General features: G+C 68.9%; 23 protein-coding genes. 10 read left to right on the top strand and 13 right to left on the bottom strand.

Features of this window, described 5'->3' with window-relative positions:
- Window position 1: 1 nt before the first annotated feature.
- The 6 genes from MAA8898_RS23010 to MAA8898_RS22985 all read right to left on the bottom strand — a co-directional run bounded on the left by MAA8898_RS23010 (window position 2) and on the right by MAA8898_RS22985 (window position 6701).
- Window positions 2-982: a 2-hydroxyacid dehydrogenase gene (locus MAA8898_RS23010; protein ID WP_094023373.1), complete on the bottom strand. Its 981-nt coding sequence runs from the start codon at window positions 980-982 to the stop codon at window positions 2-4.
- Complete coding sequence (locus MAA8898_RS23005; protein ID WP_094023372.1) at window positions 975-1955, bottom strand: 2-dehydropantoate 2-reductase; 981 nt, start codon at window positions 1953-1955, stop codon at window positions 975-977. Before MAA8898_RS23005 ends, MAA8898_RS23010 begins: the two co-directional genes overlap by 8 nt.
- A gap of 110 nt (window positions 1956-2065) precedes the next feature.
- The gene (locus tag MAA8898_RS23000; RefSeq protein WP_094023371.1) at window positions 2066-3589 is read right to left on the bottom strand and encodes an acyl--CoA ligase; all 1524 of its coding nucleotides are present in this window, start codon (window positions 3587-3589) and stop codon (window positions 2066-2068) included.
- A 33-nt stretch (window positions 3590-3622) separates the two neighbouring features.
- Complete coding sequence (locus MAA8898_RS22995) at window positions 3623-5140, bottom strand: tripartite tricarboxylate transporter permease (protein ID WP_094023370.1); 1518 nt, start codon at window positions 5138-5140, stop codon at window positions 3623-3625.
- Between the two features lie 12 nt (window positions 5141-5152).
- Window positions 5153-5641 (bottom strand): tripartite tricarboxylate transporter TctB family protein, encoded by a 489-nt coding sequence (locus MAA8898_RS22990; protein ID WP_094023369.1) that lies wholly within the window; start codon window positions 5639-5641, stop codon window positions 5153-5155.
- A 76-nt stretch (window positions 5642-5717) separates the two neighbouring features.
- Complete coding sequence (locus MAA8898_RS22985; protein WP_094023368.1) at window positions 5718-6701, bottom strand: Bug family tripartite tricarboxylate transporter substrate binding protein; 984 nt, start codon at window positions 6699-6701, stop codon at window positions 5718-5720.
- 165 nt (window positions 6702-6866) lie between these two features.
- Here MAA8898_RS22985 and MAA8898_RS22980 point away from each other — a divergent pair, with 165 nt between their 5' ends.
- Window positions 6867-8273, top strand: a complete 1407-nt coding sequence (locus tag MAA8898_RS22980; protein ID WP_094023367.1) for a helix-turn-helix domain-containing protein — start codon at window positions 6867-6869, stop codon at window positions 8271-8273.
- 313 nt (window positions 8274-8586) lie between these two features.
- On the opposite strand, the gene MAA8898_RS22975 is transcribed toward MAA8898_RS22980, so the two are convergent.
- From MAA8898_RS22975 to bhcA, 6 genes are all read right to left on the bottom strand, one after another.
- A complete protein-coding gene (locus MAA8898_RS22975; protein ID WP_094023366.1) occupies window positions 8587-9732 on the bottom strand; it encodes an iron-containing alcohol dehydrogenase in 1146 nt (381 codons plus the stop codon).
- A gap of 207 nt (window positions 9733-9939) precedes the next feature.
- Window positions 9940-11289: a glutamine synthetase family protein gene (locus MAA8898_RS22970; protein WP_094023365.1), complete on the bottom strand. Its 1350-nt coding sequence runs from the start codon at window positions 11287-11289 to the stop codon at window positions 9940-9942.
- A 196-nt stretch (window positions 11290-11485) separates the two neighbouring features.
- Window positions 11486-12478 carry an iminosuccinate reductase BhcD gene (gene bhcD, locus MAA8898_RS22965; RefSeq protein ID WP_094023364.1) on the bottom strand — a complete coding sequence of 331 codons (993 nt, stop codon included), beginning with the start codon at window positions 12476-12478 and terminating at the stop codon, window positions 11486-11488.
- 74 nt (window positions 12479-12552) lie between these two features.
- Window positions 12553-13716, bottom strand: a complete 1164-nt coding sequence (gene bhcC / locus MAA8898_RS22960) for a 3-hydroxy-D-aspartate aldolase BhcC (RefSeq protein WP_094023363.1) — start codon at window positions 13714-13716, stop codon at window positions 12553-12555.
- Between the two features lie 126 nt (window positions 13717-13842).
- Window positions 13843-14817: a beta-hydroxyaspartate dehydratase BhcB gene (bhcB, locus tag MAA8898_RS22955; protein WP_094023362.1), complete on the bottom strand. Its 975-nt coding sequence runs from the start codon at window positions 14815-14817 to the stop codon at window positions 13843-13845.
- An 11-nt stretch (window positions 14818-14828) separates the two neighbouring features.
- Window positions 14829-16019: an L-aspartate--glyoxylate aminotransferase BhcA gene (bhcA, locus tag MAA8898_RS22950; RefSeq protein WP_094023361.1), complete on the bottom strand. Its 1191-nt coding sequence runs from the start codon at window positions 16017-16019 to the stop codon at window positions 14829-14831.
- A gap of 179 nt (window positions 16020-16198) precedes the next feature.
- On the opposite strand from bhcA, the gene MAA8898_RS22945 reads away from it, so the two are divergent.
- Complete coding sequence (locus MAA8898_RS22945) at window positions 16199-17014, top strand: IclR family transcriptional regulator (RefSeq protein ID WP_094023360.1); 816 nt, start codon at window positions 16199-16201, stop codon at window positions 17012-17014.
- A 173-nt stretch (window positions 17015-17187) separates the two neighbouring features.
- Complete coding sequence (locus MAA8898_RS22940) at window positions 17188-17748, top strand: Hint domain-containing protein (protein WP_176445292.1); 561 nt, start codon at window positions 17188-17190, stop codon at window positions 17746-17748.
- A gap of 14 nt (window positions 17749-17762) precedes the next feature.
- Here MAA8898_RS22940 and MAA8898_RS22935 read toward each other — a convergent pair whose 3' ends face one another.
- Window positions 17763-19427: a thiamine pyrophosphate-dependent enzyme gene (locus MAA8898_RS22935; protein ID WP_094023358.1), complete on the bottom strand. Its 1665-nt coding sequence runs from the start codon at window positions 19425-19427 to the stop codon at window positions 17763-17765.
- Between the two features lie 176 nt (window positions 19428-19603).
- Between MAA8898_RS22935 and MAA8898_RS22930 the strand changes: the two genes are divergently transcribed.
- From MAA8898_RS22930 to MAA8898_RS22900, 7 genes are all read left to right on the top strand, one after another.
- Entirely contained in the window at window positions 19604-19969 is a 366-nt protein-coding gene (locus MAA8898_RS22930) for a hypothetical protein (RefSeq protein ID WP_094023357.1), read from the top strand.
- The gene (locus MAA8898_RS22925; protein WP_094023356.1) at window positions 19966-20574 is read left to right on the top strand and encodes a DedA family protein; all 609 of its coding nucleotides are present in this window, start codon (window positions 19966-19968) and stop codon (window positions 20572-20574) included. The genes MAA8898_RS22930 and MAA8898_RS22925 overlap by 4 nt, the downstream gene beginning before the upstream one ends.
- Before the next feature lie 200 nt (window positions 20575-20774).
- Window positions 20775-21074 carry a hypothetical protein gene (locus tag MAA8898_RS22920; protein ID WP_141194930.1) on the top strand — a complete coding sequence of 100 codons (300 nt, stop codon included), beginning with the start codon at window positions 20775-20777 and terminating at the stop codon, window positions 21072-21074.
- A 225-nt stretch (window positions 21075-21299) separates the two neighbouring features.
- The gene (locus MAA8898_RS22915; RefSeq protein ID WP_094023354.1) at window positions 21300-22607 is read left to right on the top strand and encodes a serine/threonine-protein kinase; all 1308 of its coding nucleotides are present in this window, start codon (window positions 21300-21302) and stop codon (window positions 22605-22607) included.
- A gap of 16 nt (window positions 22608-22623) precedes the next feature.
- Window positions 22624-23556, top strand: coding sequence for an FHA domain-containing protein (locus MAA8898_RS22910; RefSeq protein ID WP_141194929.1), 933 nt, complete (start codon window positions 22624-22626; stop codon window positions 23554-23556).
- On the top strand, window positions 23549-24457 hold the full coding sequence (locus tag MAA8898_RS22905) for a PP2C family protein-serine/threonine phosphatase (RefSeq protein ID WP_176445291.1): 909 nt from the start codon (window positions 23549-23551) through the stop codon (window positions 24455-24457). The genes MAA8898_RS22910 and MAA8898_RS22905 overlap by 8 nt, the downstream gene beginning before the upstream one ends.
- Window positions 24454-25596, top strand: a complete 1143-nt coding sequence (locus tag MAA8898_RS22900) for a hypothetical protein (protein ID WP_094023351.1) — start codon at window positions 24454-24456, stop codon at window positions 25594-25596. Before MAA8898_RS22905 ends, MAA8898_RS22900 begins: the two co-directional genes overlap by 4 nt.
- Window positions 25597-25602: the final 6 nt, after the last annotated feature.

Below are 25602 nucleotides of genomic sequence, written 5' to 3'. Positions count from 1 at the left end.
CTCAGGCCACCCGGTCGGGCGGCGCCTCCCCGGCAAAGAAGGCCGCGAGGTTGTCCAGCACGCGAAACCCCATGGCCTCGCGCGTTTCACGCGTCGCGCTGCCCAGATGCGGCAGCATCACCAGGTTCGGCGCCGCCATCAACTCGGGCGCCACGCGCGGTTCGCCGTCGAACACGTCCAGCCCCGCGCCGCCGATCCGCCCCTCGGTCAGGGCCGCGGCCAGGGCCGCCTCATCCACAACCTCGCCCCGCGCTGTGTTGATCAGGAAACCTCCCGGCTTCATCCGCGCCAGCCTGTCGGCATTGACCAGGTGGCGGTTGGCCGCCCCGCCAGGGCAATGCAGCGACACGAAATCCGACGCCTCCATCAGCGCCTCGACGCTGTCCACCTGCACCGCGCCGACCTGGTCCAGCACCTCCTGCGCCACTTTGGAGCGGTTCTGCACCAGGATCGTCATGCCAAAACCATGATGCGCACGCCGCGCCATCTCCTGCCCGATGCGGCCAAAGCCGACGATGCCCAGCACCTTGCCCGTGACCTTGGTCCCCACCAGGTGCGTCGGCCGCCAGCCGGTCCACGCGCCGGCGCGCAACTCGCGCTCGCCCTCGCCCGCGCGCCGCGCCACCATCAGCAACAGCGTCATGGCGATGTCGGCGGTGCAGTCACTCAGCACGTCGGGCGTGTTGGTGACCACGATCCCCAGCCGCGATGCGGCCGCTGTGTCGATGTGGCTGAACCCGACGCCGTAGTTGCCCAGGATCTTCGTACGCGGCACCAGCCCGTCAAAGACCTCCGGCCCCATCCGGTCGGTCACCGTCGGCAGAACCGCGTCGAAGGCCACCAGCGCGGCGCGGAAATCCTCGACCGTCATCGGCACGTCTTCGCTGTTGAACTCCGCGTCGTAAAGCTCGGACAGCTTGTCTTCCACCGCCGCGGGCCAGCGCCGCGTCACCAGCACCCGCGGCCGCGCGTTCTCAGCCATGGTACAGCCCCGCCATTCGGGCCCGCAGCGTCACCAGCGCCAGCACCGTGTCAATCGTCGGCGTCGGCGTCTCCGTCAGCCGGCCCAGCTCCTGCACCGAACCCACCAGCGCGTCGATCTCCATCGGCCGGCCCATGTCGAGGTCCTGCCACATCGACGTGCGGTGCGCGCCGACCGCCGCCCCGCCGTCGATCCGCTTTTCCACGTCGATCGGGAACTTGACCCCCAGCTTTTCCGCGATCTCCTGCGCCTCCAGCATCATGCCGCGCGCCACCGCCCGCGTGCCCGGGTCGGTGCACAGCACGTCCAGCGTCGCATGCGTCAAGGCCGAGATCGGGTTGAACGAAAGGTTGCCCCAGAGCTTGACCCAGATCTCGTCCCGCAGGCGCGGCCGCACCGGCGCCTTCAGCCCGGCCGCGCTCAGCGCCTGGCTCAGCGCCACGGCGCGCTCGGACTTCGACCCGTCCGGCTCGCCCAGCGAGAAACGGTTTCCCTCGATGTGCTTGATCACTCCCGGTTCGGTCACTTCGGCCGCCGGGTAGACCACGCAGCCCAGCACCCGGTCGGGGCCAAAGCCGTTCCACTGCGCATCGCCCGGATCGACCGAGGCCAGCCGCGTGCCCTCCAGAGGGCCGCCAATCTTGTGGAAATACCACCACGGCACGCCGTTCACGCCGCTGACGATGGTGGTGTGCTCACCGATCAGCGGCGCCATTTTCGGCACCACCGGCGGCACCGAATGCGCCTTGAGCGTGACGATGACATAGTCCTGCGGGCCCAGTTCGGCGGGATCCTCGGCCGCCGTCACCGGCACCGTCACCTCGCCGTCTTCCTCGATCAGGCGCAGGCCGTGTTCCTTCATCGCCTTGAGGTGCGGGCCGCGCGCCACCAGGCTCACCTCGGCCCCCGCCTGCGCCAGCTTGACACCCATGTAGCCGCCGATGGCGCCGGCGCCGAAAATGCAGATCTTCATTCCGTCCCCTCGCGCACGCCCGAAGTTCTGCGCGCGCCCCCTGCTTCTTCTCTGAAAAAAATACCCAACTTCCGGCGCCCGCCACGCAAGGCAGGCACCGGAGCAAAGGCTCAGGCGTTGGCCACCAGGCCCAGCTTTTCGGCCATGCCGATGCGCTGCATCTTGCCCGTCGCGCCCTTGGGGATCTCGTCCAGGATCACCACCTTGCGCGGCACCTTGAAGTCGGCCATGCGCTCGGCGGCGAAATCGCGGATCTCGCGTTCGGTCGCAGCCATGCCGTCGCGCAGGACCACGGCTGCGGCCACCTCCTCGCCCAGCTTGGGATGCGGCAGGGCAAAGGTCACCACCTGCGCCACCGCCGGGTGATCCATCAGCACGCCGTCCACCTCCAGCGGCGACACCTTTTCGCCGCCGCGGTTGATGATCTCCTTCAGGCGCCCGGTCAGGTGCAGGAAGCCGTCCTCGTCCAGTGCGCCCTGGTCGCCCGTGCGGAACCAGCGCTTGCCGTCCTCATCGAAGAAGTTCTTGGCGTTGGCCTCGGGGTTGGCCTCGTAGCCCGGCGTCACGTTGGGGCCGGAGATGACCACCTCGCCGGTGCCGTCGATCAGCCGGTTCTCGGTCTCGTGGGCGATGCGCACCTCGGGGCCGGCCGCGACGCCCACCGATCCCGGCTTTTGCCGATCCAGCGGGTTGCAGCACATCTGGTGTGCCGCCTCGGTCATGCCATAGGCCTCGACCACCGGTGCGCCGAAGGTCTCCACCAGTTGCTCCATGACCTGCGCGGGCAAGGAGGCCGAGGACGACCGCAGGAAGCGCAGCCGCACCTCCTTGATCACTTCGGCGTTGCGCCCGGCACGGGTCAGGATCGCCTGGTGCATCGTCGGCACGGCGGTGTACCAGGTCGGGTGTGCCTCCTTCATCTGGGCGAAGAAGGACAGCGCGTTGAAGCCCGGCGCGCACCAGACCGACGCCCCCGCCGACAGCGAGCCGGACACCGCGGCCAGCAGCCCGTGGATGTGGAACAGCGGCATGACGTTCATGCAGCGGTCCTCGGGCGTCAGCGCCAGCGACGCGGCGATGTGCTGCGCCGAGGCTGCCACGTTGGACTGCAACAGCGGCACGATCTTGGGCCGCGAAGTGGTGCCCGAGGTGTGCAGGATCAGCGCCACGTCGTCCGGCCCCGGCTCGCCGTCCTGCGCCACCGTTGTCGCGCCCTCCGGGTCGAGCCGGAACTGGCCCGCCACCTCCGCGTCCTCGTGCAGGCGCAGGACCGTCAGGCCAAAACGGTTGGCCGCCGCCAGCGCCGGGCCGTCGTAGCCCGCCTCGAGCACGATGGCCCTGGCCTTCAGGTCCTCGAGGTAGAAGGCATATTCATCCTCGCGGTACGAAGGGTTGAGGGGTGCTGTCGTGGCCGATTGCGCAATGGTCACGAAGGCCGTCGCCATGCTCGCGCCATTCGGCAGGACGATGGCCACCCGGTCCGTCGGGCCGACTCCCGCCGCGCGCAGCTGGCCGCGGATCTCGTCCGACAGCGACCGCAGCCCGCCATAGCTCAGCCAGGTCTTGGACGGCGCGCCGATCGCCGGGGCCGAAGCCGGATGTGTGGCGAGGAGCTGCTTGAGTGTCGTCCCCATGGATGTCTTCCTTCCTGTCAGTCGTCATGTCGTTCACTCTGCCGGCGCGACGCTGCGCCGGCCGCCCTTCCGCAGGAACTTGATCATCGGCAGCACGAAGAAGACGGCTGCGAGGGCGATGAAGGCGCCCGAAAGCGGGCGTTCGATGAAAGCCATCACGTTGCCCTGCTCCGCGATCAGTGTCTGACGGAAGCTCTTTTCCATCAACGGACCAAGCACCAGCGCCAGGACCAGCGGCGCCAGCGGATAGTCCGCCTTGCGCAACAGATAACCCGCAACGCCGAACCCGGCAATAAGCCACACGTCATGCATGCTCTGGTTCGGAGCATAGCCCCCCACGATGCACAGCACGACGACCATGGCGCAGAGCACGGTGAACGGCATCCGCAGCGCCCAGACAAACAGTGGGATCAGCGCGATGTTGATCAGCACGGCGGCGACATTCGCGGTGTAGAGCGACGAGATCAGGCCCCAGACAAAGTCCGGCTGTTCGATGAACAGCATCGGCCCGGGCACCAGGCCCCACATCACCATGCCGCCCAGCAGCAGCGCCGTGGTGGGTGACCCTGGGATGCCCAGCGTCAGCATCGGCAAGAGCGAGCCGGTCGATGCGGCGTTGTTCGCGGTCTCCGGCGCGGCGACGCCTTCGATGTTGCCCTTGCCAAAGCTGTCGGGCTTTTTCGAGGTCTGCCGCGCGATGCCATAGGCCATGAGCGAGGCCGGCGTGGCCCCCGCTGCGGGCAGCATTCCGACGAAGAAGCCGAGGAAGGAGCCAAGGCTCATGGTCTTCCACAGGCGGTTCATCTCGCGCAGGCCGGCGCGCAGCTCGGCAAAGGTGATCCGGGCCGGGGTCACCTGGGGCGCGGATTTCGAGGTTTCGATGGTGTAGAGCACCTCGCCGATGCCGTAGACGCCGATCGCCAGCACCAGGAAGGAGATCCCGGCGTAAAACCCCGGCAGGTCGCCAAAGATCAGCCGCGGCTGCCCCGAGATCAGGTCGAGGCCCACGGTCGACAGCACGAGGCCCAGGCAGATCATCACCAGCGTCTTGAGCACATCGTCGCCGCCCAGCCCCACGAAGGTGGTGAAGGCCAGCAGCACCAGCGCGAATTCCTCGGCCGGGCCGAAGGCCAGCGCGACATCCGCCAGCGGGGCCGCGAACAGCGTGAACAGGATGACCGAGATGGTGCCGCCGACAAAGGAGGCCACCGCCGCCGCGATCAGCGCCAGCCCGGCCTTGCCCTGCTGCGCCATGGGGCGGCCGTCAAAGGTGGTGGCCACCGCGGTCGAGGCGCCGGGGATGCCCAGCAGGATCGACGAAATCGCCCCGCCGTACATCGCCCCGTAGTAGATCGCCGCCAGCAGGATGATCGCCGAGGACGGCGGCACGATGAAGGTCAGCGGCAGCACGATCGCCACCCCGTTGACCGAACCCAGCCCCGGCATCGCGCCGATGAACAGGCCAACGGTCACGCCGAGGATCACGATCAGCAGGTTCAGAGGCGACAGCGATGTGGCAAAGCCGTCCGCCAGCAGTGTCAGGAAATCCATGGAAATCGCCCCTCAGAAGAACATCGCGTAAAGCGGGTAGAACAGCGGCTCGGTATAGCCTTTCGGCAGCAGGATCCGCAGCGTGACCTCGAAGAAGAAAAAGACCACGACGGGGGTCAGGATCACCAGGCTGAGCACCAGCACCCAGCCGTGCCGGCCGAAGATCCGCAGATACCAGAACAGGAACAGCGGCAGCGCGACGTAGGCGCCCGCGACCGGGATCAGCGCGATGGTCACGGCCAGCGCCGCCACCACCTGCAGGATCGGCCGCAGCATGCTGGTGTCGAAGAAAAAGCTGGCCCGCGCTTCGGCGGCGAAGGTGCGGGCCAGGATGCCGCCCGCGCTCAGGAACATGACAAGCGACAGCCAGAACGGAAAGGACCCGCCCCCTGGCCCGCCGGTCGCCCCGTTCCACCCGATGGGCAGGACCGTGGCATGCCACATGAAATAGACAGACAGCGCCATGATGGCGCCAGCGATGATGCGGTCGGCGGTCAGCATTCCGTTTCCCCTCTGCGCGCGATTGAAGGCCGGGCGAGGTCACGCCCGCCCGGCCCTGTGTCCAGGGTGTCAGCGATCAGGACGCGCCGCCCTCGATCTCTTTCAGGATGGCGTCATGCTTGGTGCGCTCCTCCAGGAAATAGGCCTGCAAGGCCTCGCCGGTGATCATGTCGGCCACCAGCGCCTGCTCGGCGGTGTAGGCCGTCCATTCCTCGGTCTCGGACAGCTTCATCAGCATGTCGGTGTAATAGGCCACCGCCTCGGCCGGCATGTCCTTGGGTCCGACAAAGGACCGCTGCATCCAGTAGACGATGTCGTGGCCAAGCTCACGCGCGGTCGGCACGTCCGGGAACACCTCCAGCCGCTCCGGCGTGAAGGCCACGATCGGGCGCACCTTGCCCGCCTTGTAGAACCCCATCTGCTCGGCCGGGTTGTTCACCGTGGCGTCGATGTGGTTGCCGACGAGGTTCTTGGCCACCTCGCCACCGCCGGCGAAGGGCACGTAGACGTGCTTGAGCCCGAATTCCTTGTCCAGCATCGCGGTGACCAGGCTGTCCTCCTGCCCGGTGCCGGTGCCGCCCATCTTCCAGCTGCCGCCCGAGGCCTGGACGGCGGCGACGTAGTCCTCCAGCGTGTGGATGTCGCTGTCCGCGTTCACCCACAGCACGAAGGTGTCCATGGCCATGCGCGCCAGCGGGGTGAACTCGGCGATATCGACGCCGATGTCGGTGCGCAGCGGCGTGGTGTAGTAGCTGTTCAGCGTCGCCATGATGACATGGGCATCGCCTTCCTTGTCCTTGAGGTAGCGCAGCGCCTCGGCGCCCGATCCGCCGCCCTTGTTCACGGGCAGGATCGGCATGCTGGACAGCCGTTCCTTCTGGATGATCGACTGGAACAGGCGGGCGATCTGGTCGGCGCCACCGCCGGTGCCGGCCATGATCACCATCTCCACCGGCTTGACCGGTTTCCACCCTTCGGCCAGCGCGGCGGCGGTCGATCCCAGCAGAGCGGCAGAGGCGGCCGCGGCAATGGCCAGACGGCGCGTGATCTTGTAAGTCATGTTAGTCCTCCCAAGTGATGTCTGCTTTCGCCCGCTCCGCCATGCCGGCCGGAAAGGGCGCATCCATGCGCAGTTCATACCGGGAAGGTAATTTTATTTCACATCAAACCGGGTTAACGTGTTTCAGCTTGCTGCAACAACTCCCGCAATTGTAATGTTGTAAACATGACCAAGACCCTGATCGGCCCGAAACTGCGCCAGTTGCGGGGCCTGCACAATCACACCCAGGCCGAGATGGCCAAGCGGCTGGGCGTCAGTGCGGCCTATGTCAACCTGCTGGAAAACAACCAGCGCAGCCTGTCGGTGCAGGTGCTGATGGCGCTGTCAGAGGCCTATGGCGTCGACGCCAAATCGCTGGTGCAGGGCAATGAGGCGACCCGCCTGACCGAGCTGCGCGCGGCGGTCAAGGACCCGGTCTTTACCGGCGACCTGCCCGACCTGACCGAACTGCGCGCCGCCCTCGACCACGCGCCGCGGCTGGTGGACCGATTCCTGGAACTGCACCGCGACTACCGCACGCTGGCCGACCACCTGCAACGCAGCGTCGCCGCCGGGGCCAGCGGCGAGGTGCTGCGCGCCGCCCCCGAACGCGAGATCTACGATTTCTTCCGCACCCGGCAGAATCACTTTCCCGCGCTCGAGGAGATGGCGCAGATCAGCCGCGAACGGCTGGGCGGCACGCAGGACGACATGTACGCCCTGCTGAAACGCCACCTGCGCGTGACCCACGGCATCCAGTCCGACCTGCGCCGCCTGACCGAGATGCCCGACGCGTTGATGGAATTCGACGAAAAAGCCGCCGAGGTCCACCTGTCCGAGGCGCTCGACCAGCCCAACCGCAACTTCCAGCTGGCCCATGTGGTGGCGCAGATCGAGGCCGGCGAGGTGGTGCAGGGCCTCGTCGCCAGCGCCGGGCTGCGCAGCGACACCGGGCGCAAGCGGCTGGAGGTGGAGCTGCTGAACTACGTCGCCGCCGCGATCCTGCTGCCCTACGCGCCCTTCCTGGCACTCGCGCGCGAATCGGGCTACGACCTCGACCGCCTCGCCGCCGCCTTCGGCGTCAGCTTCGAACAGGTCTGCCACCGGCTGACCACCTTGCAAGACCCGGCCGACCGCGGCATCCCCTTCTTCTTTTTGCGGGTGGACCGCGCCGGCAACGTGACCAAGCGGTTCAACGCCACCGGCGCGCAGCTGGCCGACCAGGGCGGCGGCTGCCCGGTCTGGAACATCCACGGCGCCTTTCACCAGCCCAGCGTGATCCAGCCGCAATTCGTCGAGCTGCCGGACGGCGCGCGCTATTTCACCCTGTCGCGCACCTCGGACCGGCCGGTGTTCTCGCGCACCACGCAGGACCGAAGGCTGGTAGTGGCGCTGGGCTGCGACGCCCGCCACGCCGAGGAAATCACCTATGCCCGCTCGCTCAACGCCAAGGACCCGGCGCTCTACGCCCAGGTCGGGCTGAACTGCCACACCTGCCCACGCCAGAAATGCGCCCAGCGCGCCCACCAACCGCTGCACATGACGCTGAAGGTCGACAGCCACCGCCGCGGCCGCACCCGCTACGAAAGCTAGGCTCAAGAAGCCCCCTGTCAGCCTGTTTCCCGGAGCCGCCTCTCGCCTGCGGCCGACAGGACCCGGAGCGGCGCCCGTGGCAAGGGTGCGGCACGCACCGCGCGGCACGCGCGGCTTGCCCTTGCCTCGGGGGACGGTCCGGGTCAGGCAGCAAAGGCGAGAGGTGGGTACGGGAAACAGGCGGGCCTGTTTGCGGGTGAGCCTTGAGCCCCGCCCCGCCATCCAACCCGCGCCACGCCCCGGCAAGGGCCCGGCCGAGGGCTGGCGGGCGGGCGATGGGCCGAAAGGCCCGAGTCCCGACCCGCCCCCTCGTCTACATCAGCGCGTCGATCAGCGCCGCGGTGTTCTCGCGGGTCATCTCGATCGGGTTGCCGCCGCAGCTGGGGTCCTTCAGCGCGCCGTCGAGGATCGCCGCCTTGTCCGGCGCCGTCACGCCCATCTCCGCCAGCGTCCCGGGGATGCCCAGCCGCGCGTTGATCTCGCCAACAAAGGCATAAAACCCGTCAAAGCCGCCCGCGATCCCCAGGTAGGCCGCCGCCTGCGCCAGCCGCGCCTCGACCGCAGGGCGGTTGAACCGCAGCACCGCCTGCATCACCACCGCGTTGGTCGTGCCGTGGTGCGTGCCGTAGAGCGCGCCGATCGGATGGCTCAGCGCATGGATCGCCCCCAGCCCCTTCTGAAAGGCCACCGCCCCCATCATCGCCGCCGACATCATGTTGGCCCGTGCGTCCAGGTCATCCGGCGCCTCAAAGGCGCGCGGCAGGTTCTCCTTGACCAGCCGCATCCCCTCCAGCGCGATGCCCTGGCTCATCGGGTGGTAGATGGGCGATGAGTAGGCCTCGAGACAATGGGCAAAGGCGTCCATGCCGGTGCCCGCGGTGATCGCCCTGGGCATGCCCACGGTCAGCTCCGGGTCGGCGATCACCACCGAGGGCAGCACCTTGGGGTGGAAGATGATCTTCTTCTCATGCGTGGCAGCATTGGTCAGCACCGAGGCGCGGCCGACCTCGGACCCGGTGCCGGCGGTGGTCGGCACCGCGATGGTCGGCCGGATTGCGGCGGCGTCGGCGCGGGTCCACCAGTCGCCGACATCCTCGAAATCCCAGACCGGGCGGGTCTGCCCGGCCATGAAGGCGACCATCTTGCCCAGGTCCAGCCCCGAACCGCCGCCAAAGGCGATCACCCCATCGTGCCCGCCCGCGCGGAAGACCGCGAGCCCGGCCTTGAGGTTCGCCTCGTTGGGGTTCGGGTCGACCTGGGAAAAGAGCGCCCGGCCAAGCCCGGCGGCCTGCATCAGGTCGAGCGTGCGCGTGGTGATCGGCAAATCGGCCAGGCCGCGATCGGTGACCAGCAGCGGTTTCGCGATGCCGGCGCTCGCGCAGGCCTCGGCGATCTCGGCGATGCGGCCGGCGCCAAAGCGGATGGCGGTGGGGTAGGACCAGTTGGCGGCATGGCTCATGGCTAAGGTCTTTCGCTGCGGTTTGCGGCGGCAAGAAGGGGCGCCGCCCCCTCTGGTCCCGGATCATGTCCGGGGCCATTACCCCCGGAGGGGCTTCGGAAAAGAAGAAGCGCCTGCGTTTCCCGCAAGGGCAGGCAAAGGACGCGGATCGCCGACCCTCTGGCCCGCAGGGGCGCGGCGAAGGCCCTGGCGGCGCCGGGCATCCGGTCAGGCCTGCTCAAAGCCGCGGGCGATCTCGTAGTCCGTGACCACGCGGTTGAACTCTGCCAGCTCCCAGGCGGCGGCGCGGGCATAGTGGTCGACCACCGCGTCGCCCATCGCCTCGCGCAGCATGGCAGACCGCAGCAGCGCCTCGCGCGCATCACGCAGGGTGCGCGGGATGTGGTGCGAGTCGTCGTCGTCGTAGGCGTCGCCGGTGAAGGGGGCGGGCAGCTCCAGCCGGTCCTCGATGCCCTTGAGGCCGGCGGCCAGTGTGGCGGCCAACGCCAGGTAGGGGTTCATGTCGGCGCCCGGCACGCGGCACTCGATGCGCACCGATTTGGTGTCCGCCCCGCACAGCCGAAAGGCCGCCGTGCGGTTGTCGATCGACCAGACGATCTGCGTCGGCGCAAAGGTGCCTCGGGCGAAACGCTTGTAGCTGTTGACGTAGGGCGCCACGAAATACGTGGTCTCGGCGGCGTATTTCAGCAGGCCGGCGATGTAGTGGTCCAGCAGGCGGGACTTGCCCAGCGGGCGGACCGGGTCGTGAAAGGCGTTCACGCCGTCCTTCCACAGCGACTGGTGGACATGGGCGGCGCTGCCGACGCGGTCCGCGTGCCACTTGGCCAGAAAGCTGGCGGCGCAGCCCTTCTGCCAGGCGATTTCCTTGACCGCGTGCTTGGCCAGCGTGTGGTGGTCGGCGGCGGCAAGCGCGCCCGCGTAGCGGATGTTCAGCTCGGCCTGCCCGGCCTCGGCCTCGCCCTTGGACCCCTCCACGGGGACGCCCATGGCGCGCAGGTGGTTGCGGATCGGCCGCATGACCGGCTCTTCCTTGGAGGTCTGGAAGATGTGGTAATCCGCGTTGTAGGTCGAATAGGTGTCCAGCCGAAAGCCGCCGCGGGCGATCTCGTCGGCGGTGCCGCGGAACAGGAAGAATTCCAGCTCGGTCGCCATGACCGGGGTCAGCCCCATCGCGTCGGCGCGGGCGATCTGGCGCTTGAGGATCTCACGCGGCGACTGCGGCACCGGCGCGTGGGTGTCGTGATCGAGGATGTCGCAGAGCACCATGGCGGTGCCGTCGAGCCAGGGCACCGGGCGCAGCGTGGTCAGGTCCGGCCGCAGGATGTAGTCGCCGTAGCCACGCGACCAGGAGGTGGTGGCGTAGCCGTCCGGCGTGGCCATGGCGATGTCGGTGGCCAGCAGGTAGTTGCAGCAGTGCGTTTCACCCCCGACGATGTCCAGAAAGGCCTCGGCGTGGAACCGTTTGCCCATCAGGCGGCCCTGCATGTCGACGAGGCAGACCAGCACCGTGTCGATGCCGCCGGCGGCGATCTGTGCCTTGAGGTCATCGAAGGTCATGGTCGGCGGTCCTTGCGTGATGCGGCGCGGTCCTTTTGCCCGTGCAGTCCCGGTCAGGGGATCCGCCCCGACAGCGCCCTTTCATCCCGAGGTATTGCCAAAACCGCGCGGGAGCAAGCGCGGCGCGGCGGATCGCCTCCGGTTTGTCCCGGGGCTTGGACGGGGGCCGCCGCCCCCTTGCCGCCCAGTGGAGCGCTCAGAGAACGACGCGCTGCGCCGTGCCCGCTTCGGCAGCCAGGCGGGCGGCGACCGAGGCAACCGCCAGATCCTGCAAGCCCACGCCGGTGCCGTCGAACAGCGTGATCTCGTCGTCCGAGCTCCGGCCCGGATGGTCACCGTTGATCACCTTGCCCAGCGGGGTGATCGCCTCGGCGGTGATCGCGCCCGAAGCAATGGCGTGCTGCGCCTCGCCGATGCTGATCGACTGCGCGACCTCGTCGGTAAAGACGGTGGCCGCGGCCAACAGCGCGGCGTCGACCTCCTGCTTGCCCTTGGTGTCGGTTCCCATGCAGGCGAGATGCGTGCCCGGCTTGATCCAGTCCTTCATCAACAGCGGCTCAAAGGCCGAGGTGATGGTGATGATGACATCCGCCTGCGCGCCCAGTTCCTCCTGCGTCACCGCCTCGAAGGGCAGGCCCAGTTCCTCGGCCACGGCGCCCAGTTTCGGCAGCATGTCGGGATGCGGGTTCCAGGCGACGACCTTCTCGAAATCGCGCTGTTCGGCGGCGGCGCGCAGCTGGAAGGCGGACTGGTGCCCCGCGCCCACCATGCCCAGCACCTTGGCGTCCTTGCGCGCGAGATGCGCGATGGAGACCGCAGACGAGGCCGCCGTGCGTACCGCCGTCAGGTAATTGCCGCCGACCAGTGCCGCCAGCTGGCCGGTATCCGGGTCGAACAGGAAAACGGTGGACTGGTGGTTGGTCAGCCCCTTGGCCATGTTGCCCGGCCAGTAGCCGCCGGACTTCAGGCCCAGCACCTTTCCCGCCTTGTCGAAGCCCGACTTGAAGCCGTAGAGCGCGTCGGCGTAGCCGATCGCCTCGCGGATCACCGGAAAGTTGTAGGCATCGCCGCGCGCCATGGCGGCGAACACCGCCTCGACCGCGTCAAAGGCATCCTTGCGGCCCACCAGCCGCGCGCATTCCGCCTCGCCCACGATCACGAGGCCCTCTGTCGGGGGCATGTCCTTCATCCTTCGCATTCCTTCTGTCAGCAGGAGACGCCGGGTCAGGCCCGGCGTCCCGTCATCCTTGCCGCGTTCGGGTCTCAGTAGGCCTTGCCACGGGCCGAGACCGGCCAGACGCTTTCGACCTTGCCGCCGCGCACGCCGACGTACCAGTCGTGCACGTTGCAGGTGGGATCGCAGTGGCCCGGCACCAGGCGCAGCTTGTCGTTGACCTTGAGCACGCCTTGCGGGTCAGCCACGACGCCATGCTCGTCCGAGCACTTGACGTATGTCACGTCGTCCCGGCCAAAGATCAACGGCAGGCCGGAGTCCACCGACTGCGCCTTGAGGCCGGCATCGACGATGGCCTTGTCGGCCTTGGCGTGGGACATGACCGAGGTCAGGATGAACAGCGCGTTCTCCCATTCGCCCTGGTCGATGCGCTTGCCGTCCTTGTCCAGGATGCGGCCGTAATCCGCGTCCATGAAGGCGTAGGAGCCGCACTGGAGCTCATTGTAGACACCCGAGGTGGACTCGAAATAGTACGACCCGGTTCCGCCGCCGCCGACGATGTCGCAGTCGATGCCCTCGGCCTTCAGCCCGTCCACCGCGTCCTTGACCATGGCCACGGCCACGCCGATCTTGGCCTTGCGCTCGTCGTAGGAGTCGAGGTGCTGCATCGCGCCCTGGTAGGCCTGGATGCCGGCAAATTTCAGCCCCGGCGCCGCCTCGATCGCCTTGGCGATCTCGATCACCGCGGGCGTGGTGGTCACGCCACAGCGCCCTGCCCCGCAGTCGATTTCCACCAGGCATTCGATCTGGGTGCCGTGCTTGACCGCGGCGGCCGACAGGTCGGCCACGTTGGCAAGGTCGTCGACGCAGCAGAGGGTGCGCGCGCCCAGCTTGGGCATCCGCGCCAGCCGGTCGATCTTGGCCGGGTCGCGGACCTGGTTCGAGACCAGCACGTCCTTGATGCCGCCGCGAGCGAAGACTTCCGCCTCGGAGACCTTCTGGCAGCAGACGCCGCAGGCGCCGCCCAGGTCTATCTGCAACTGGGCCACGTCCACCGACTTGTGCATCTTGCCGTGCACGCGGTGGCGCATCCCGTGCGCGCGGGCGTAGTCGCCCATCTTCTTGATGTTGCGTTCGAGCGCGTCGAGATCGAGCACCAGGCAGGGGGTCTGGATGTCCGCCTCGTCCATGCCGGGAACGGCGGGGATGTCATAGCCGACTTCGAAATCGTCGAAATTGGTCAGGTCTTTCATTTTGGGTCTCCCTTGTCCTTGGGACGACGGGGCATGCCCCGCCCTACGATTCTGTGCGCCTTGAGCCGTGAGGGTGATATGGCGAAGTTTCCCATCGGAAACAAGTTTCCGATGGGAAAACAATCGTCATCTCGCCAGCCAGGGCAGCTTGTCGAGGTCGACGTTGCCACCGGTCACCACGACGCCCACGCGCTTGCCGCGGTAGGTCTCGGGGTTCTTGAGGATGACCGCCAGCGGCACGGCGCAGGAGGGCTCCATCACGATGCGCAGGTGCTTCCAGGTGATCTTCATCGCGTCGATGATCTCCTGCTCCGACGCGGTCTGGATATCGTTCACGTAGTTGCGCACGAAATACCAGGTGTTCTCCTTCAGCGGCACCTTGAGACCGTCGGCAATGGTCTCGGGCGCGTCGTCGGCGATGATGCGCCCGGCCTTGAAGCTGCGGTAGGCGTCGTCGGCCTGTTCCGGCTCGGCGGCGATGATCTTCGTTTCTGGAGATAGGTTCGACAGGGTCAGGCAGGTGCCCGAGATCATGCCGCCGCCGCCGATGGGGGCGACGACGATGTCCAGCCCGTCGGTTTGCTCGAGCATCTCGGCCGAACAGGTCGCCTGGCCGCAGATCACGCGCGGGTCGTTGTAGGGGTGGACAAACTCGCCCCCCGTCCTGGCCTGCACCTCGGCAAACACCGCCTCGCGCGAGGTGGTCGAAGGCTCGCATTCGGTGATGATGCCGCCGTAGCGGCGCACCGCGTCCTTCTTGGCCTGCGGCGCGGTGCGCGGCATGACCACGTTGCACGGGATGCCCCGGCGCCCTGCCGCGTAGGACAGCGACAGCGCGTGGTTGCCCGAACTGTGCGTGCAGACGCCGCGCTGCGCCGCCTCGTCCGTCAGGCCGAAGACGGCGTTGCAGGCGCCGCGCACCTTGAAGGCGCCGGCTTCCTGGAAGTTCTCGCACTTGAAGAACAGCTGCGCGCCGGTCAGCTCGTTCAGGTACTGCGATTGCAGGATCGGCGTGCGGTTGATGTGCGGCTTGATGCGGGCGTGGGCCGCCCGCATGTCGTCGATGGTCAGCGCTTCGGCCAGGGTCATGGCATCCAGCATGGCGTCCCTCCTCAGGCGGCGGATTTCAACGCAAGCGCGTTGCTGTGGCGGAAGTAGTCCTGCGCAGCGGCGACGCCGCTGCCCAGCGTGATCGGGTAGTTCAGGTCCGCCATCGCCATCTCGACCGTGGCGAGACCCGACAGCACCATGACGTCGGTCAGGCTGCCCAGGTGGCCGATGCGGAAGGCCTTGCCGTTCATCTGGCCCAGGCCGATGCCAAAGGACACCTTGTAGGCACGATAAGCATGGTCCGTAAGGGCGTTGGAGTCAAAGCCCTCGGGGACGTAGATCGCGCTGACCGTGTCCGAGTAGAGATCGGGCGACTTGGCGACCAGCTTGAGGCCCCAGGCGTCGACGGCGCGGCGCACGCCTTCGGCAAGGCGGTGGTGGCGGGCATAGACGTTTTCCAGCCCCTCCTCGAACAGCATGTCCAGGCTTTCGCGCAGCCCGTAGATCAGCTGCAGCGGCGGCGTATAGGGAAAGGCGCCGGTGGCGTTGGCCTTCATCATGTCGCGAAAGTCGAAGAAGGTGCGCGGCAGCCTGGCCGTTTCCATCGCCGCGATCGCCTTGGGCGACACGCCGAGGATCGCCATGCCGGTCGGCAGCATGAAGCCCTTCTGCGAGCCCGAAACCGCGATGTCGACGCCCCAGCCGTCGAATTCGAACGGCATCGAGGCGAGCGAGCTGACGCAGTCGACGAACAGCATGGCCGGGTGGCTGGCCGCGTCCATCGCGCGGCGCACGGCGGCGATGTCCGAACGGACGCCGGTCGCGGTCTCGTTGTGGGTGGTCAGGACAGCGCGGATCTGGTGTCCCTTGTCGGCGCTCAGGATCTCTTCAAAGCGCGCCGCCGGCGCGCCCTCGCCCCAGGCGCAATCGACGATCTGGACATCCAGGCCATGGCGCTGGCACAGGTCGATCCAGCGGTGGCTGAAGACGCCATAGCGGCCGACCAGCACCTTGTCGCCCGGGCTGAGCGTGTTGCAGACCGCCGCCTCCCAGCCGCCGGTGCCGGAGGCGGGAAAGGTCACGACCTTGCCCTCGGTGGTGCCAAAGACCTTCTTTGTTCCCTCGAGCACGGGCGCAAACGTGTTGACGAAGTCCGGTGCGCGGTGGTCCTGGGTCTGGACCTGAATTGCCCGGCGCAGACGGTCGGGCATGTTGGTCGGGCCGGGGATGAAAACCGGATTCTGATCTGTCATGATGAGGTCTCCTTGTTGCTGCTCAATATGGCGCAAGCGGCCCCGCCACGCAATTTTCTTGAAACCATTTTTCATTTTTGGGAATATGGGCTCAAATGGCTGATTCCGATAGGGTTTCAGTTTCTCACTTCTCACCTTCGCAGATGCAGAGAAAAACTTTTTCAAAGGGGGATTCGCGGATGGACACGCCCAAGCGCCCGCGCGGACGGCCGAAATCGCAGTTCAAGGAAAGCTCGGCCGGGACGATGCAGGCGCTGGACCGCGCGCTGGGCGTGCTGGTGGCGCTGGCGCGCGACCAGAGCAACACGCTGAGCGATCTTTCGCGCGAGATCGACATTCCCACCGCCACCACGCACCGCATCCTGACCACGCTTCAGGCGCACCGCTTTGTCAGCTTTGACGAGGAGCGGCAGGAATGGGCCATCGGGATCGAGGCCTATCGCACCGGCGCCGCCTTTCTGAAGCGCAACAGCGTGATCGAGGTCGGCCGCCCCGTGATGCGCCGCCTGATGGCCGAATCCGGCGAGACCGCGAACCTGGCCGTGCCCGACGGGACCGAGGTGGTGTTTGTCGGCCAGGTCGAGACGCCGAACCCGATCCGCGCCTTCTTTCCGCCCGGCACGCGGACCTCGATGCACGCCAGCGGCACCGGCAAGGCGATCCTGGCCGCGATGCGCCCGCAGCGACTGCAAGCGCTGCTGGAGGACATGCCGCTGACGCCCTTCACCGCGCAGACCCATGTCACCCTGTCGGGGCTGACCAGCGACCTGCACGCCATCGCGGCGCGCGGCTGGTCGCATGACCGCGAGGAACGCCATGCGGGCATGTCCTGCATCGGCGCGGCGATCCTGAACGACCGGGGCGAGCCCTGCGCCGGCATCTCGGTCTCCGGCCCGACGGCGCGCTTCAACGGCGAGCGGATCCACGACCTGGGCCGCCGCGTGGCGCAGGCCGCGCGCGAGATCACCGAACTGTCGGGCGGCGCGTCCGCCTGACCCGCTGCGAATTCGTTAAAATCCGGGTCGAATCCGCGGTGTTTTTCGGGGCGGCGTGCAGGATTTCTCCACGCATTGTCTCCAGTCTGTAACGGCAATTCGCAGACTGAACCGGGGCAATGATGGATCGAGGCGCCCTTCGCGGGGAATTTCAGACACTCCGCACCGAAGCCGTGGACGACGCCGACACCGGCGCGTCGCTGGTGCGCGCCGTCCCGGCGGCGGAAATCGGCGTGTTGCGCGGCACACGGGTCAAGACCCTGCGCGGCGAGGTGGCGGCCGAGGCGCTGCGCCCCGGCGATCGGGTTCTGACCCGCGACAACGGCTATCAGCCGGTGGACTGGACCGGCCGCGCCGCGCCGCTGCTGTCCGGGTCGGGCCGCGCGGTGCGGCTGCGCAAGGGCGCGCTGGGCCGCGGGATGCCGGAACGCTGTCTCTGGGTGGCCCCCGGTCAACGCCTGCTGATCGGCGGCGAACGTCTGAGCGCGACCTTTGGCCAGCCGGAGGTCCTGGTGGACGCGCGCCACCTGACCTGCCTGTCGGGGGTCGCGCTCTGCGCCGCTCCGCCCCTGCCGCTGGTCCAGGTCCGGCTGGACCGGCACGAGCTGATCCTCTGCGAAGGCACCTGGTGCGACAGCCTGCTGGGCGGTCCGGACCGGCAGGACAGCCCCGCCCGCCCCGTGTTGCAAGGCGATGACCTGCGCGCGGTGCTGCGCCTGCTGGCCGGACCCTGAGCGGCAGTTGATCCTCAGCCCTTGGCCCTGGCCTGCGCCGCGGCGCGCATCTGGCTGAGGGTGACGCGCGGGGTCAGCGCCTCGGCCGAGATCACCAGGTCCAGCACGGCTCCGGACTTTGACGCCATGGCGCGGGCAAAGGCGGCCGGGAAATCCTCGGTCGTCTCGACCCGTTCGCCGTGATAGCCGTAGGCCTGCGCCAGCATCGCGAAATCGGGACTTTCCATCGTGGTGCCGGAAACGCGCGCGGGGTAATTGCGTTCCTGGTGGGCGCGAATGGTGCCGTAGATGCCGTTGTTCAGCACCAGCACGATGGGTTGCGCGCCCGCCTGCCGGGCGGTGGCCAGCTCTTGCAGGTTCATCTGGAAATCGCCGTCCCCGGCAAAGCAGATCACGCAGCGCGCGGGGTCTGCCACCTTGGCGGCGATGGCGGCGGGCAGGCCGTAACCCATGGCGCCGGATTGCGGTGCCAGCAGCCGCGCCTTGGGTCCGAACTGAAAGAACTTGTTCGGCCAGACGGTGAAGTTGCCCGCGCCGTTGGTCAGCACCACGTCGTCGGGCACCTGCGTACCGAGGTGCGCCATCACGGCCGCCATGTCCACCGGCGAGGGCTGCGGCGGGGCGACAAGGCTGGCCAGGTAGTCCGCCCGCGCCTTTGCCCGCCAGTCCGCCCAGCCGGCCTGCACCGGGGACAGCGCGGCGGCAAAGGCGTTCGGCCCGGCCTGCACCCCCAGCGCGGGGCTGTAGATCTTGCCGATCTCGCCGTCCGAAGCATGGACATGGATGATCTTCTGGCGCGGCTCGGGCACGTCGAACAGCGTGTAGGCGTCGGTTGTCATCTCGCCAAAGCGGATGTTGAGCGCCAGCACGGTGTCGGCCTCTGTCAGCAGGCGGCGGGCGTGCGGCGGCATGCCCACCCCGGCCTCGCCTGCGAAGACCGGCGAGAAGTTGTCGAACTGGTCCTGGAAACGGAACGCCGCGACCACCGGGATGTCCGAGCCTTCGGCAAAGGCTTGCAGCGCGGCCTGCCCCGCCTCGGTCCAGTTGCAGCCGCCCATCAGGATCAGCGGCCGCTCCGATCCCGCCAGCAGGCGCGCGACATCCTCCATGGTTGCGGCGTCGGGCGCCGGTTCGCGGATGTCGGCGGGGCCGGACAGCGGCGCGACCCCGGTCACATCGGTCAGCATGTCCTCGGGCAGCGCGATGACCACCGGGCCGGGGCGGCCGGTCAGCGCCGTCTTCCACGCGCGGGCGAGGATCTCGGGGATGCGGTCCACCTGGTCGATCTCGACCGCCCATTTCGCCATGCTGCCAAAGACCGCGCGGTAGTCGATTTCCTGGAACGCCTCGCGCCCCTTCATGTCGGTGCCGACCTGGCCGACAAAGACGATCATCGGCGCGCTGTCCTGCATCGCGGTGTGGATGCCGATCGAGGCATTGGTCACCCCCGGCCCCCGGGTGACGAGGCAGATGCCCGGAGAGCGCGTCAGCTTGCCCCAGGCGGCGGCCATGAAGGCGGCACCGCCCTCGTTGCGGCACAGCACGAAATCCAGCTGGCCGGCGGTGTCGTGCAGCGCGTCCAGCACGGCAAGGTAGCTTTCGCCGGGCACGCCGAAACTCTTGGTCGCGCCCAGCGCGACGAGGCAATCGACAAGAAGCTGTCCGCCGGTGCGTGTCATGTCTGCGGTCCTCTGTAGGGGTCGAAAGTACGGGCCCACGGGGGGCGTTTGGCGATATGTACCCCTCCTGCGCGGCAGAGGAAACCGGCTGCGTGCGGATCGCCTTTTCCCGCACCCGGGATTGCCTTTGACCGCCGCTTCGCGCAAGCCATGGGCAGTTGCAGGAGGACAGGAAGATGGCCGCGCGCAAACCGTCGTTCGTGAAACGCCTCTGGCAGGAGGCGCCGGTGCTGACGCTGGGCCTGGTGGCGGCGCTGGTGCTGGTGGGCTTTTTCGCGGTCCGGCTGGCGCTCGGGGCGCTCTACTGGGGCGATCCGGAACACCGCGACGTGCCCCTGGCCGGCTGGATGAGCCCGCGTTTCGTGGCCATGTCCTGGCACGTCCCGCCCGAGCTGGTGGGCCAGACGCTGGCGCTGCCGCGTGACGGATCGGGGCGCCGGGTGACGCTGCAACAGCTGGCCGATGAACGTGGCGTGCCGCTCGATGACCTGATCGCCGCGCTGGACGCCGCCATCGCCGCGCACCGCGAGGCCCACCCATGACCGAGACGCTGTTCGCCCTCGTCTCGACCTATGGCCTCTGGGTGGTGGCGGCCTCGGCCTTTCTGTCGTGCCTCGCGTTTCCCATCCCGACGGCGGTGGTGATGCTGGCGGCGGGCGCCTTTTCCGCCGCCGGCGACCTGGTGTTCTGGCAGGTGCTGGGCACCGCGTGGCTGGCCGCCGTGGCGGGGGACCAGACCGGCTTTCACCTCGGCCGCTGGGGCGGTCCGCCGCTGATCGCCGCCATCGCCCGGCGCAGCGGCCGCGCAGGACTGATCGCCCGCGCGGAGGAGACCGTGCGCCGCTGGGGCGGGCTGGGCGTGTTCCTGTCCACCTGGCTGTTCGCGCCGCTGGGCCCCTGGGTCAACCTGATCGCCGGGGCGGCCCGGCTGGAGCGCTGGCGCTTTACCCTGTGGGACGTGGCGGGCGAGACGATCTGGGTCACCGCCTATATCACGCTGGGCTTTGCCTTCGGTACGCGGCTGGACGAGTTGACCGCGCTGGTGACCGACTGGTCGGGGCTGTTCGCCTCTGCCGGGGCTGCGCTGATCCTGGTCATCCTGATCGCGCTCAAACTGCGGCGCGGGCGCGGCGCAGGCCGACCCTGACGGCAGAAGGAAAGGGAGTTGGGCAAACGCCCTGCCCCGGTGTATCCTCGCAGGGGACTCCACAGGTATCCCGAGAGGTCGACATGGCGCGCAAAGGGCGGCCATTCCCGGACCCCGAAACCGGTGAGGGCCCGAACAGGCCCCGAGGCCGTGCCGATCGCCTGGCGTCCCTGCTTGCGCCGGCCCGCCGCGCCTCTGACTTGCCCCCGCTCGACGACGCCGCGCTGACGCAGGTGCTCAAGGTCCGGATCAACGAGGCCGGGAACGCGGCAAGGCGCGCTCATTGGATCGGCGGGCGGTTGGTCAACGCGCTGACCGGGCAGGACCCGGAGTACACGCAGCTGTCGGGGCGACACTTGCACCAGGTCTTCGGGTTGCTCGGTCTCGACACGCCGGCGACGGTGAAGCCCGATCACCAGTACCGTGTGCGCGTGGACCTGCTGCGCGACGCGCTCGCGCGGCTGGACGCACGCGCCAAAGATCGGCCCGGTACGGGCTGACCACGCCCGGACACACCGTCCCGAGGGGCAGGCGCGGCCTCTGCGGCGAACTGCGCTCAATTTGACAAACCCTTGAAATATATCGTCTAAAAGCGACGTATTTTGGCCTTCATTCAACCGCCCGTCAGCCGACATTCGCATGCCATCTGAACCCCGGGACGCCGCGGGTCCGGCGCATCGCCGCCCCTGCCCGTCCGCCGCCTGAATGGAAAGGAGGGTCCGCACATGACACACCAGTCGACCATGCCGCCCGCCGAGTCCGCGCGGGTCACCGGTGATGGCCTGCCGCCCGGCACCACGCTGTGCAATGGCCAATACGTGATCGACAAATACCTGAATTCCGGCGGATTCGGGATCACTTACCTCGCCCGCGACAGCCTGGGCCGCAAGGTGGTGATCAAGGAATGCTTTCCCAACGCGATCTGCTGCCGCTCCGGCGAGACGGTCCGCCTGCGGTCGCAGGCCTTCGACGTGGATTTCACCCGCGCCGTCGACCTGTTCCAGAAAGAGGCGCGCGCGCTGGCCAAGCTTCAGCACCCCAACATCGTCGGCGTGCACCAGATCTTTCAGGCCAACGGGACCGCCTACATGGCGCTGGATTTCGTCGAGGGCACCGATCTCTTCGACCTGCTCGACCAATCCCCCGGCGCGCTGGACCCGGCCGCGATCCGCGAACTGGCGGTGCTGCTGTTGCAGGCGCTCAGCTACGTGCACCGCAACGGCATCCTGCATCGCGACATCTCACCCGACAACATCCTGCTGGACACGCTGGGCACCCCTGTGCTGATCGACTTCGGCGCCGCGCGGCAGAGCGCCAGCCAGGCCAGCCGCGTGCTGTCGCGTGTCCACACGGTCAAGGACGGCTACTCGCCGCAGGAATTCTATATCGCCGGCAGCGCGCAATCGCGCTCCAGCGACCTTTACGCGCTGGCCGCCACCTTCGTGCACCTGATCGAGGGCCGCCCGCCGCCGCACAGCAGCCTGCGCCTGGCCTCGGTGGCCGAGCAGAAGCCCGATCCCTTTCGCCCGCTGTCGGGGCGGTATCCGGAACATGACGCCCGCCTGTTGCGCGCCATCGACACCTGCCTGAACCTGTTCGCCAAGGATCGCCTGCAAAGCGCGGACGACTGGCTGGCGGCGCTCTCCGGGCGGCTGCCCTCGGTCACGTTCCAGCCGCAGGGCGCGCCGGTGGACAGCGAGATCGAGATGAAGATCGCCGAGATGGTGGCCAGCAACCACGAGGCCATCGCCGCCGATGCCGCCCGGCCCGACGCCCGGCGCAGCCCGGCCCGGGTCGTCGACCCGGAGGCCGAAAAGCGCGCCAAGGAACGCGAGTACTGGGCCATCCTGAACGAGGACCCGGCGCAATGGCGCGATGCCGCCAAGACCGAGGCCGCCGAAGCCGCCGAGGCCGCGCCCGATCTCGACGACGACCCCGAACCGGCACCGCGGCGCACGCGGCGCTTCTCGCTGTCGGCGCTGCTGCCCTGGTCGGGACGCGGCGCACGGCGATCCATGCAATCCAACGCTTGACCGGAGGCACCAGACCATGCGGGGCATCAAGGATCTCATCGCGCGACGGCGGCCGGTCTCGGGTCCGCTTGTCGAAGACACCGGCGACAGGGACGCCCCCGAACCGCTGGACGATTGGGAGCGGTTGCAGGACCGCCTGGCGCAGGAGCGGCAAACCCCGCCCCGCCACAGCGACCTCGAAACGGCCCGCGCCGCGCGCAACCACGTACCGCGCCCCGAACGGCCCAGGCCCAGCCCGCGCCAGGAATGGCTGCCGCCGGAACAGGACGCACCCGAGATCGACGACATCGGCGGGCTGCTGGACCTGTCCGACGAACCCGATGCCACCCCGCCCGCCGCGTCCGGCACGCCGCGGATCTGGGACATCGACCCCGAAGACCCCGCGACCGCCCCGGCCCCCGAGGCCCCCGCTTCGGCGCTGGCGCGCAGCGCCGCCGCCATGAGCGCGCCGCGCGCCACCTCGCAGCCTGCCCGCCCCGCCTCGCAGCGGGTCAAGACGCGGCTGCTGGGCTTTCACGCCGAAGCCTCGGGCCAGGACCTGTTCGACACCGCGCCCGCAACCTCGGCCGCCGCCGGATCGGACCCCTGGTTTCCGATCGGCTGGCTGGTGGTGGTCGACGGACCGGGCCGCGGCGCGTCGTTCACCCTGACGGCGGGCCTGTCGACCGTGGGGCGCGACCCCGGCCAGACCGTGTCGCTGGATTTCGGCGATGCCACCATCTCGCGCGAGCGGCACCTCTGCATCGCCTACGACGACGAGGACAACCGCGCCTATGTCGGCCATGGCGGCAAGGCCAACATCGTGCGGCTGAACGACCGGCCGCTGCTGTCGACCGAAGACCTGAACGACGGCGACACCATCCGCATCGGCAAGACCGTGTTGCGCTTTGTCGCCTTCTGCACCGGTGGCTTTTCATGGGCCGCGGATGCCGGGGACGACGATGCCTGAGCTGGTCGCCGAGGCCGCGACGGCCCAGCACATCGGCGACCGCCAGCGCCAGGAGGACGCGCTGATCGCGCATGTCCCCGGCGGCGAAGGTCCCGGCATCGCCGTGCTGTCGGACGGCATGGGCGGGCACGACGACGGCGACCTGGCCAGCCGCATCCTGGTCAGCGAGATGTTCGGCGAGCTGTTCCTGTCCGCCGCACGCCAGCCGCTGACGCAGCGCGGCGGCGACGCGCTGTTCCGCGCCGCGCTGGACAGCGCCAACACCCGCCTGCACCAGCACATCGGCGCCGGCTGCATCAGCGACGATACCGGCGGCACGCTGGTGTCGGTGGTTCTGGACGAAGGTCGGCTGCGCTGGCTCTCGGTCGGTGACAGCCTGCTCTACCTGTGCCGGGGCGGCAGCGTGAAACAACTGAACCAGCTGCACTCGATGGCCGCGCAACTGGACCTGATGGTGGCACAGGGCGCGATGGACCAGTCCGCCGCGCGCAGCCATCCGCACCGCCATTGCCTGACCTCGGCCGTCACCGGGCGGCAGATCCCGCGCATCGACTGCCCCGATCAGGCGCTGGCCCTGCGGGCGGAGGACACGGTGCTGCTGGCCAGCGATGGGCTGAACGTGCTGCGGTCGGCCGAGATCGCCAAACTGGTCGCGCGTCACGCCGGCCACGGCAGCGCCGCGATCGCCCGCGCGCTGGTGGCGGCCGTCGGGGCCAAGGCCGCGCCGGATCAGGACAATGTGTCGGTCGTGGTGATCCGGGTCAGCGCCGCCCCCCCCTCTGCCCCGCCGCTGACCGCCCGGCTGTCGGCCCTTGCCCTGCCGCTGCGCGGCCTCCTGGGCCGCGCGGCCGGGGCCTGGGGCGACGGGCTGCGCGCCATGACGCGGGGGACGCGGTTATGACCTCGCTGCCTTCGCTCCGCACCGAAACCCTGGACCGGTTGCAGGCCCTGGGCGCCGGGGACGCGCTGTCGCCGCGCGCCGCCGCGACCTGCACGACGCTGATCGACAAGCTGCGCGCGCCGGTCCGGATCGGCCTTGTCGGCCTGCCCGGCGCGGGCAAGCGCGCGCTTCTGAACGCACTCGCCGGCGACACGCTGGCCGACCCCCGGCTTGACGTGCCGACGCTGGAGGTCCTGCCAGGCGACCGGCCCGGTCTGAGGGCCACGCTGGCGGACAGCAGCCTGCTGGTGGTCGATGGCGCGCCGACGGCGGCGCTGCTGCGGCAGCGGCCCGTCTACCTGCGCCTGACCTCACCCGCGCCGGGGCTGGCGGGGCGGCGGCTGTTGCTGCTGGCCACCGACGACTCGGCGCAGGACCTGGCCGCCGGGCTGCGCTGGGCCGCGCCGCGGGTCGATATCCTGCTGTGGTGCAGCCGCGCCTGGCACCCGGCCGAACGGCAGGTCTGGCACGCCGCGCCGGACAGCCTGCGCAACCACGCCGTCCTGCTGCTGACCGGGTCAGAGGCCCCGCCCCGCCTGCGCGCGACCGACGACGGCTTTGACACCGCCTTTCGGATCGACCCGGCGGAACCGGGCGGCATGGACAAGCTCAGGGCCCACCTCGCCGATATCATCGACGAAGCGGCGACCCAGGACCTGCACGGAGCGCAGTTGTTCCTGGCACGCCATGCCGCCGCCACGCATGCCGAACCGGCAAAGGAGCCGACCCCGCCGCCGCAGGTCGTGCCGCTGGCCGCCGCCAGCAGACCCGAAGCAGATCCGGAAGCGCGCGCCGAACTCGGCCGCCTCCTGCACCTGCTGCGCCGCGCGGCCGAGGACCTGCGGCAGGAACTGGCCCTGGCGGCGGACGATCCGGACAGGCTGCTGAGCGCCTTCGAAGAGGTCTTCGAGACCCTGGCCGGGCGCTGCGCCGATCTTTCGCACCTCTCGGACCGCTGGCCCGACCTGGGTGACGACGTGGCCGAAGCGCGTGACCTGGCGCTGCTGCTGCGCATCGAGGGCGGCGCGGGGCAGGTCACGGACGCGGCGCGGCTGCTGGTGCAGGTCAGGACGGGCATCGAGGAGAGGCTCGCCGCGTGAGGAGGC

The sequence above is a fragment of the Antarctobacter aquimaris genome (assembly GCF_900184945.1).
Lineage (GTDB): Bacteria > Pseudomonadota > Alphaproteobacteria > Rhodobacterales > Rhodobacteraceae > Maliponia > Maliponia aquimaris.
This window is presented reverse-complemented; position numbering and strand designations above follow the sequence as displayed.

Coding starts and splice junctions, on each gene's coding strand:
- MAA8898_RS23010 (WP_094023373.1), bottom strand. CDS start 982: ATGGCTGAGAACGCGCGGCCGCGGGTGCTGGTGACGCGGCGCTGGCCC.
- MAA8898_RS23005 (WP_094023372.1), bottom strand. CDS start 1,955: ATGAAGATCTGCATTTTCGGCGCCGGCGCCATCGGCGGCTACATGGGT.
- MAA8898_RS23000 (WP_094023371.1), bottom strand. CDS start 3,589: ATGGGGACGACACTCAAGCAGCTCCTCGCCACACATCCGGCTTCGGCC.
- MAA8898_RS22995 (WP_094023370.1), bottom strand. CDS start 5,140: ATGGATTTCCTGACACTGCTGGCGGACGGCTTTGCCACATCGCTGTCG.
- MAA8898_RS22990 (WP_094023369.1), bottom strand. CDS start 5,641: ATGCTGACCGCCGACCGCATCATCGCTGGCGCCATCATGGCGCTGTCT.
- MAA8898_RS22985 (WP_094023368.1), bottom strand. CDS start 6,701: ATGACTTACAAGATCACGCGCCGTCTGGCCATTGCCGCGGCCGCCTCT.
- MAA8898_RS22980 (WP_094023367.1), top strand. CDS start 6,867: ATGACCAAGACCCTGATCGGCCCGAAACTGCGCCAGTTGCGGGGCCTG.
- MAA8898_RS22975 (WP_094023366.1), bottom strand. CDS start 9,732: ATGAGCCATGCCGCCAACTGGTCCTACCCCACCGCCATCCGCTTTGGC.
- MAA8898_RS22970 (WP_094023365.1), bottom strand. CDS start 11,289: ATGACCTTCGATGACCTCAAGGCACAGATCGCCGCCGGCGGCATCGAC.
- bhcD (WP_094023364.1), bottom strand. CDS start 12,478: ATGAAGGACATGCCCCCGACAGAGGGCCTCGTGATCGTGGGCGAGGCG.
- bhcC (WP_094023363.1), bottom strand. CDS start 13,716: ATGAAAGACCTGACCAATTTCGACGATTTCGAAGTCGGCTATGACATC.
- bhcB (WP_094023362.1), bottom strand. CDS start 14,817: ATGCTGGATGCCATGACCCTGGCCGAAGCGCTGACCATCGACGACATG.
- bhcA (WP_094023361.1), bottom strand. CDS start 16,019: ATGACAGATCAGAATCCGGTTTTCATCCCCGGCCCGACCAACATGCCC.
- MAA8898_RS22945 (WP_094023360.1), top strand. CDS start 16,199: ATGGACACGCCCAAGCGCCCGCGCGGACGGCCGAAATCGCAGTTCAAG.
- MAA8898_RS22935 (WP_094023358.1), bottom strand. CDS start 19,427: ATGACACGCACCGGCGGACAGCTTCTTGTCGATTGCCTCGTCGCGCTG.
- MAA8898_RS22930 (WP_094023357.1), top strand. CDS start 19,604: ATGGCCGCGCGCAAACCGTCGTTCGTGAAACGCCTCTGGCAGGAGGCG.
- MAA8898_RS22925 (WP_094023356.1), top strand. CDS start 19,966: ATGACCGAGACGCTGTTCGCCCTCGTCTCGACCTATGGCCTCTGGGTG.
- MAA8898_RS22915 (WP_094023354.1), top strand. CDS start 21,300: ATGACACACCAGTCGACCATGCCGCCCGCCGAGTCCGCGCGGGTCACC.
- MAA8898_RS22910 (WP_141194929.1), top strand. CDS start 22,624: ATGCGGGGCATCAAGGATCTCATCGCGCGACGGCGGCCGGTCTCGGGT.
- MAA8898_RS22905 (WP_176445291.1), top strand. CDS start 23,549: ATGCCTGAGCTGGTCGCCGAGGCCGCGACGGCCCAGCACATCGGCGAC.
- MAA8898_RS22900 (WP_094023351.1), top strand. CDS start 24,454: ATGACCTCGCTGCCTTCGCTCCGCACCGAAACCCTGGACCGGTTGCAG.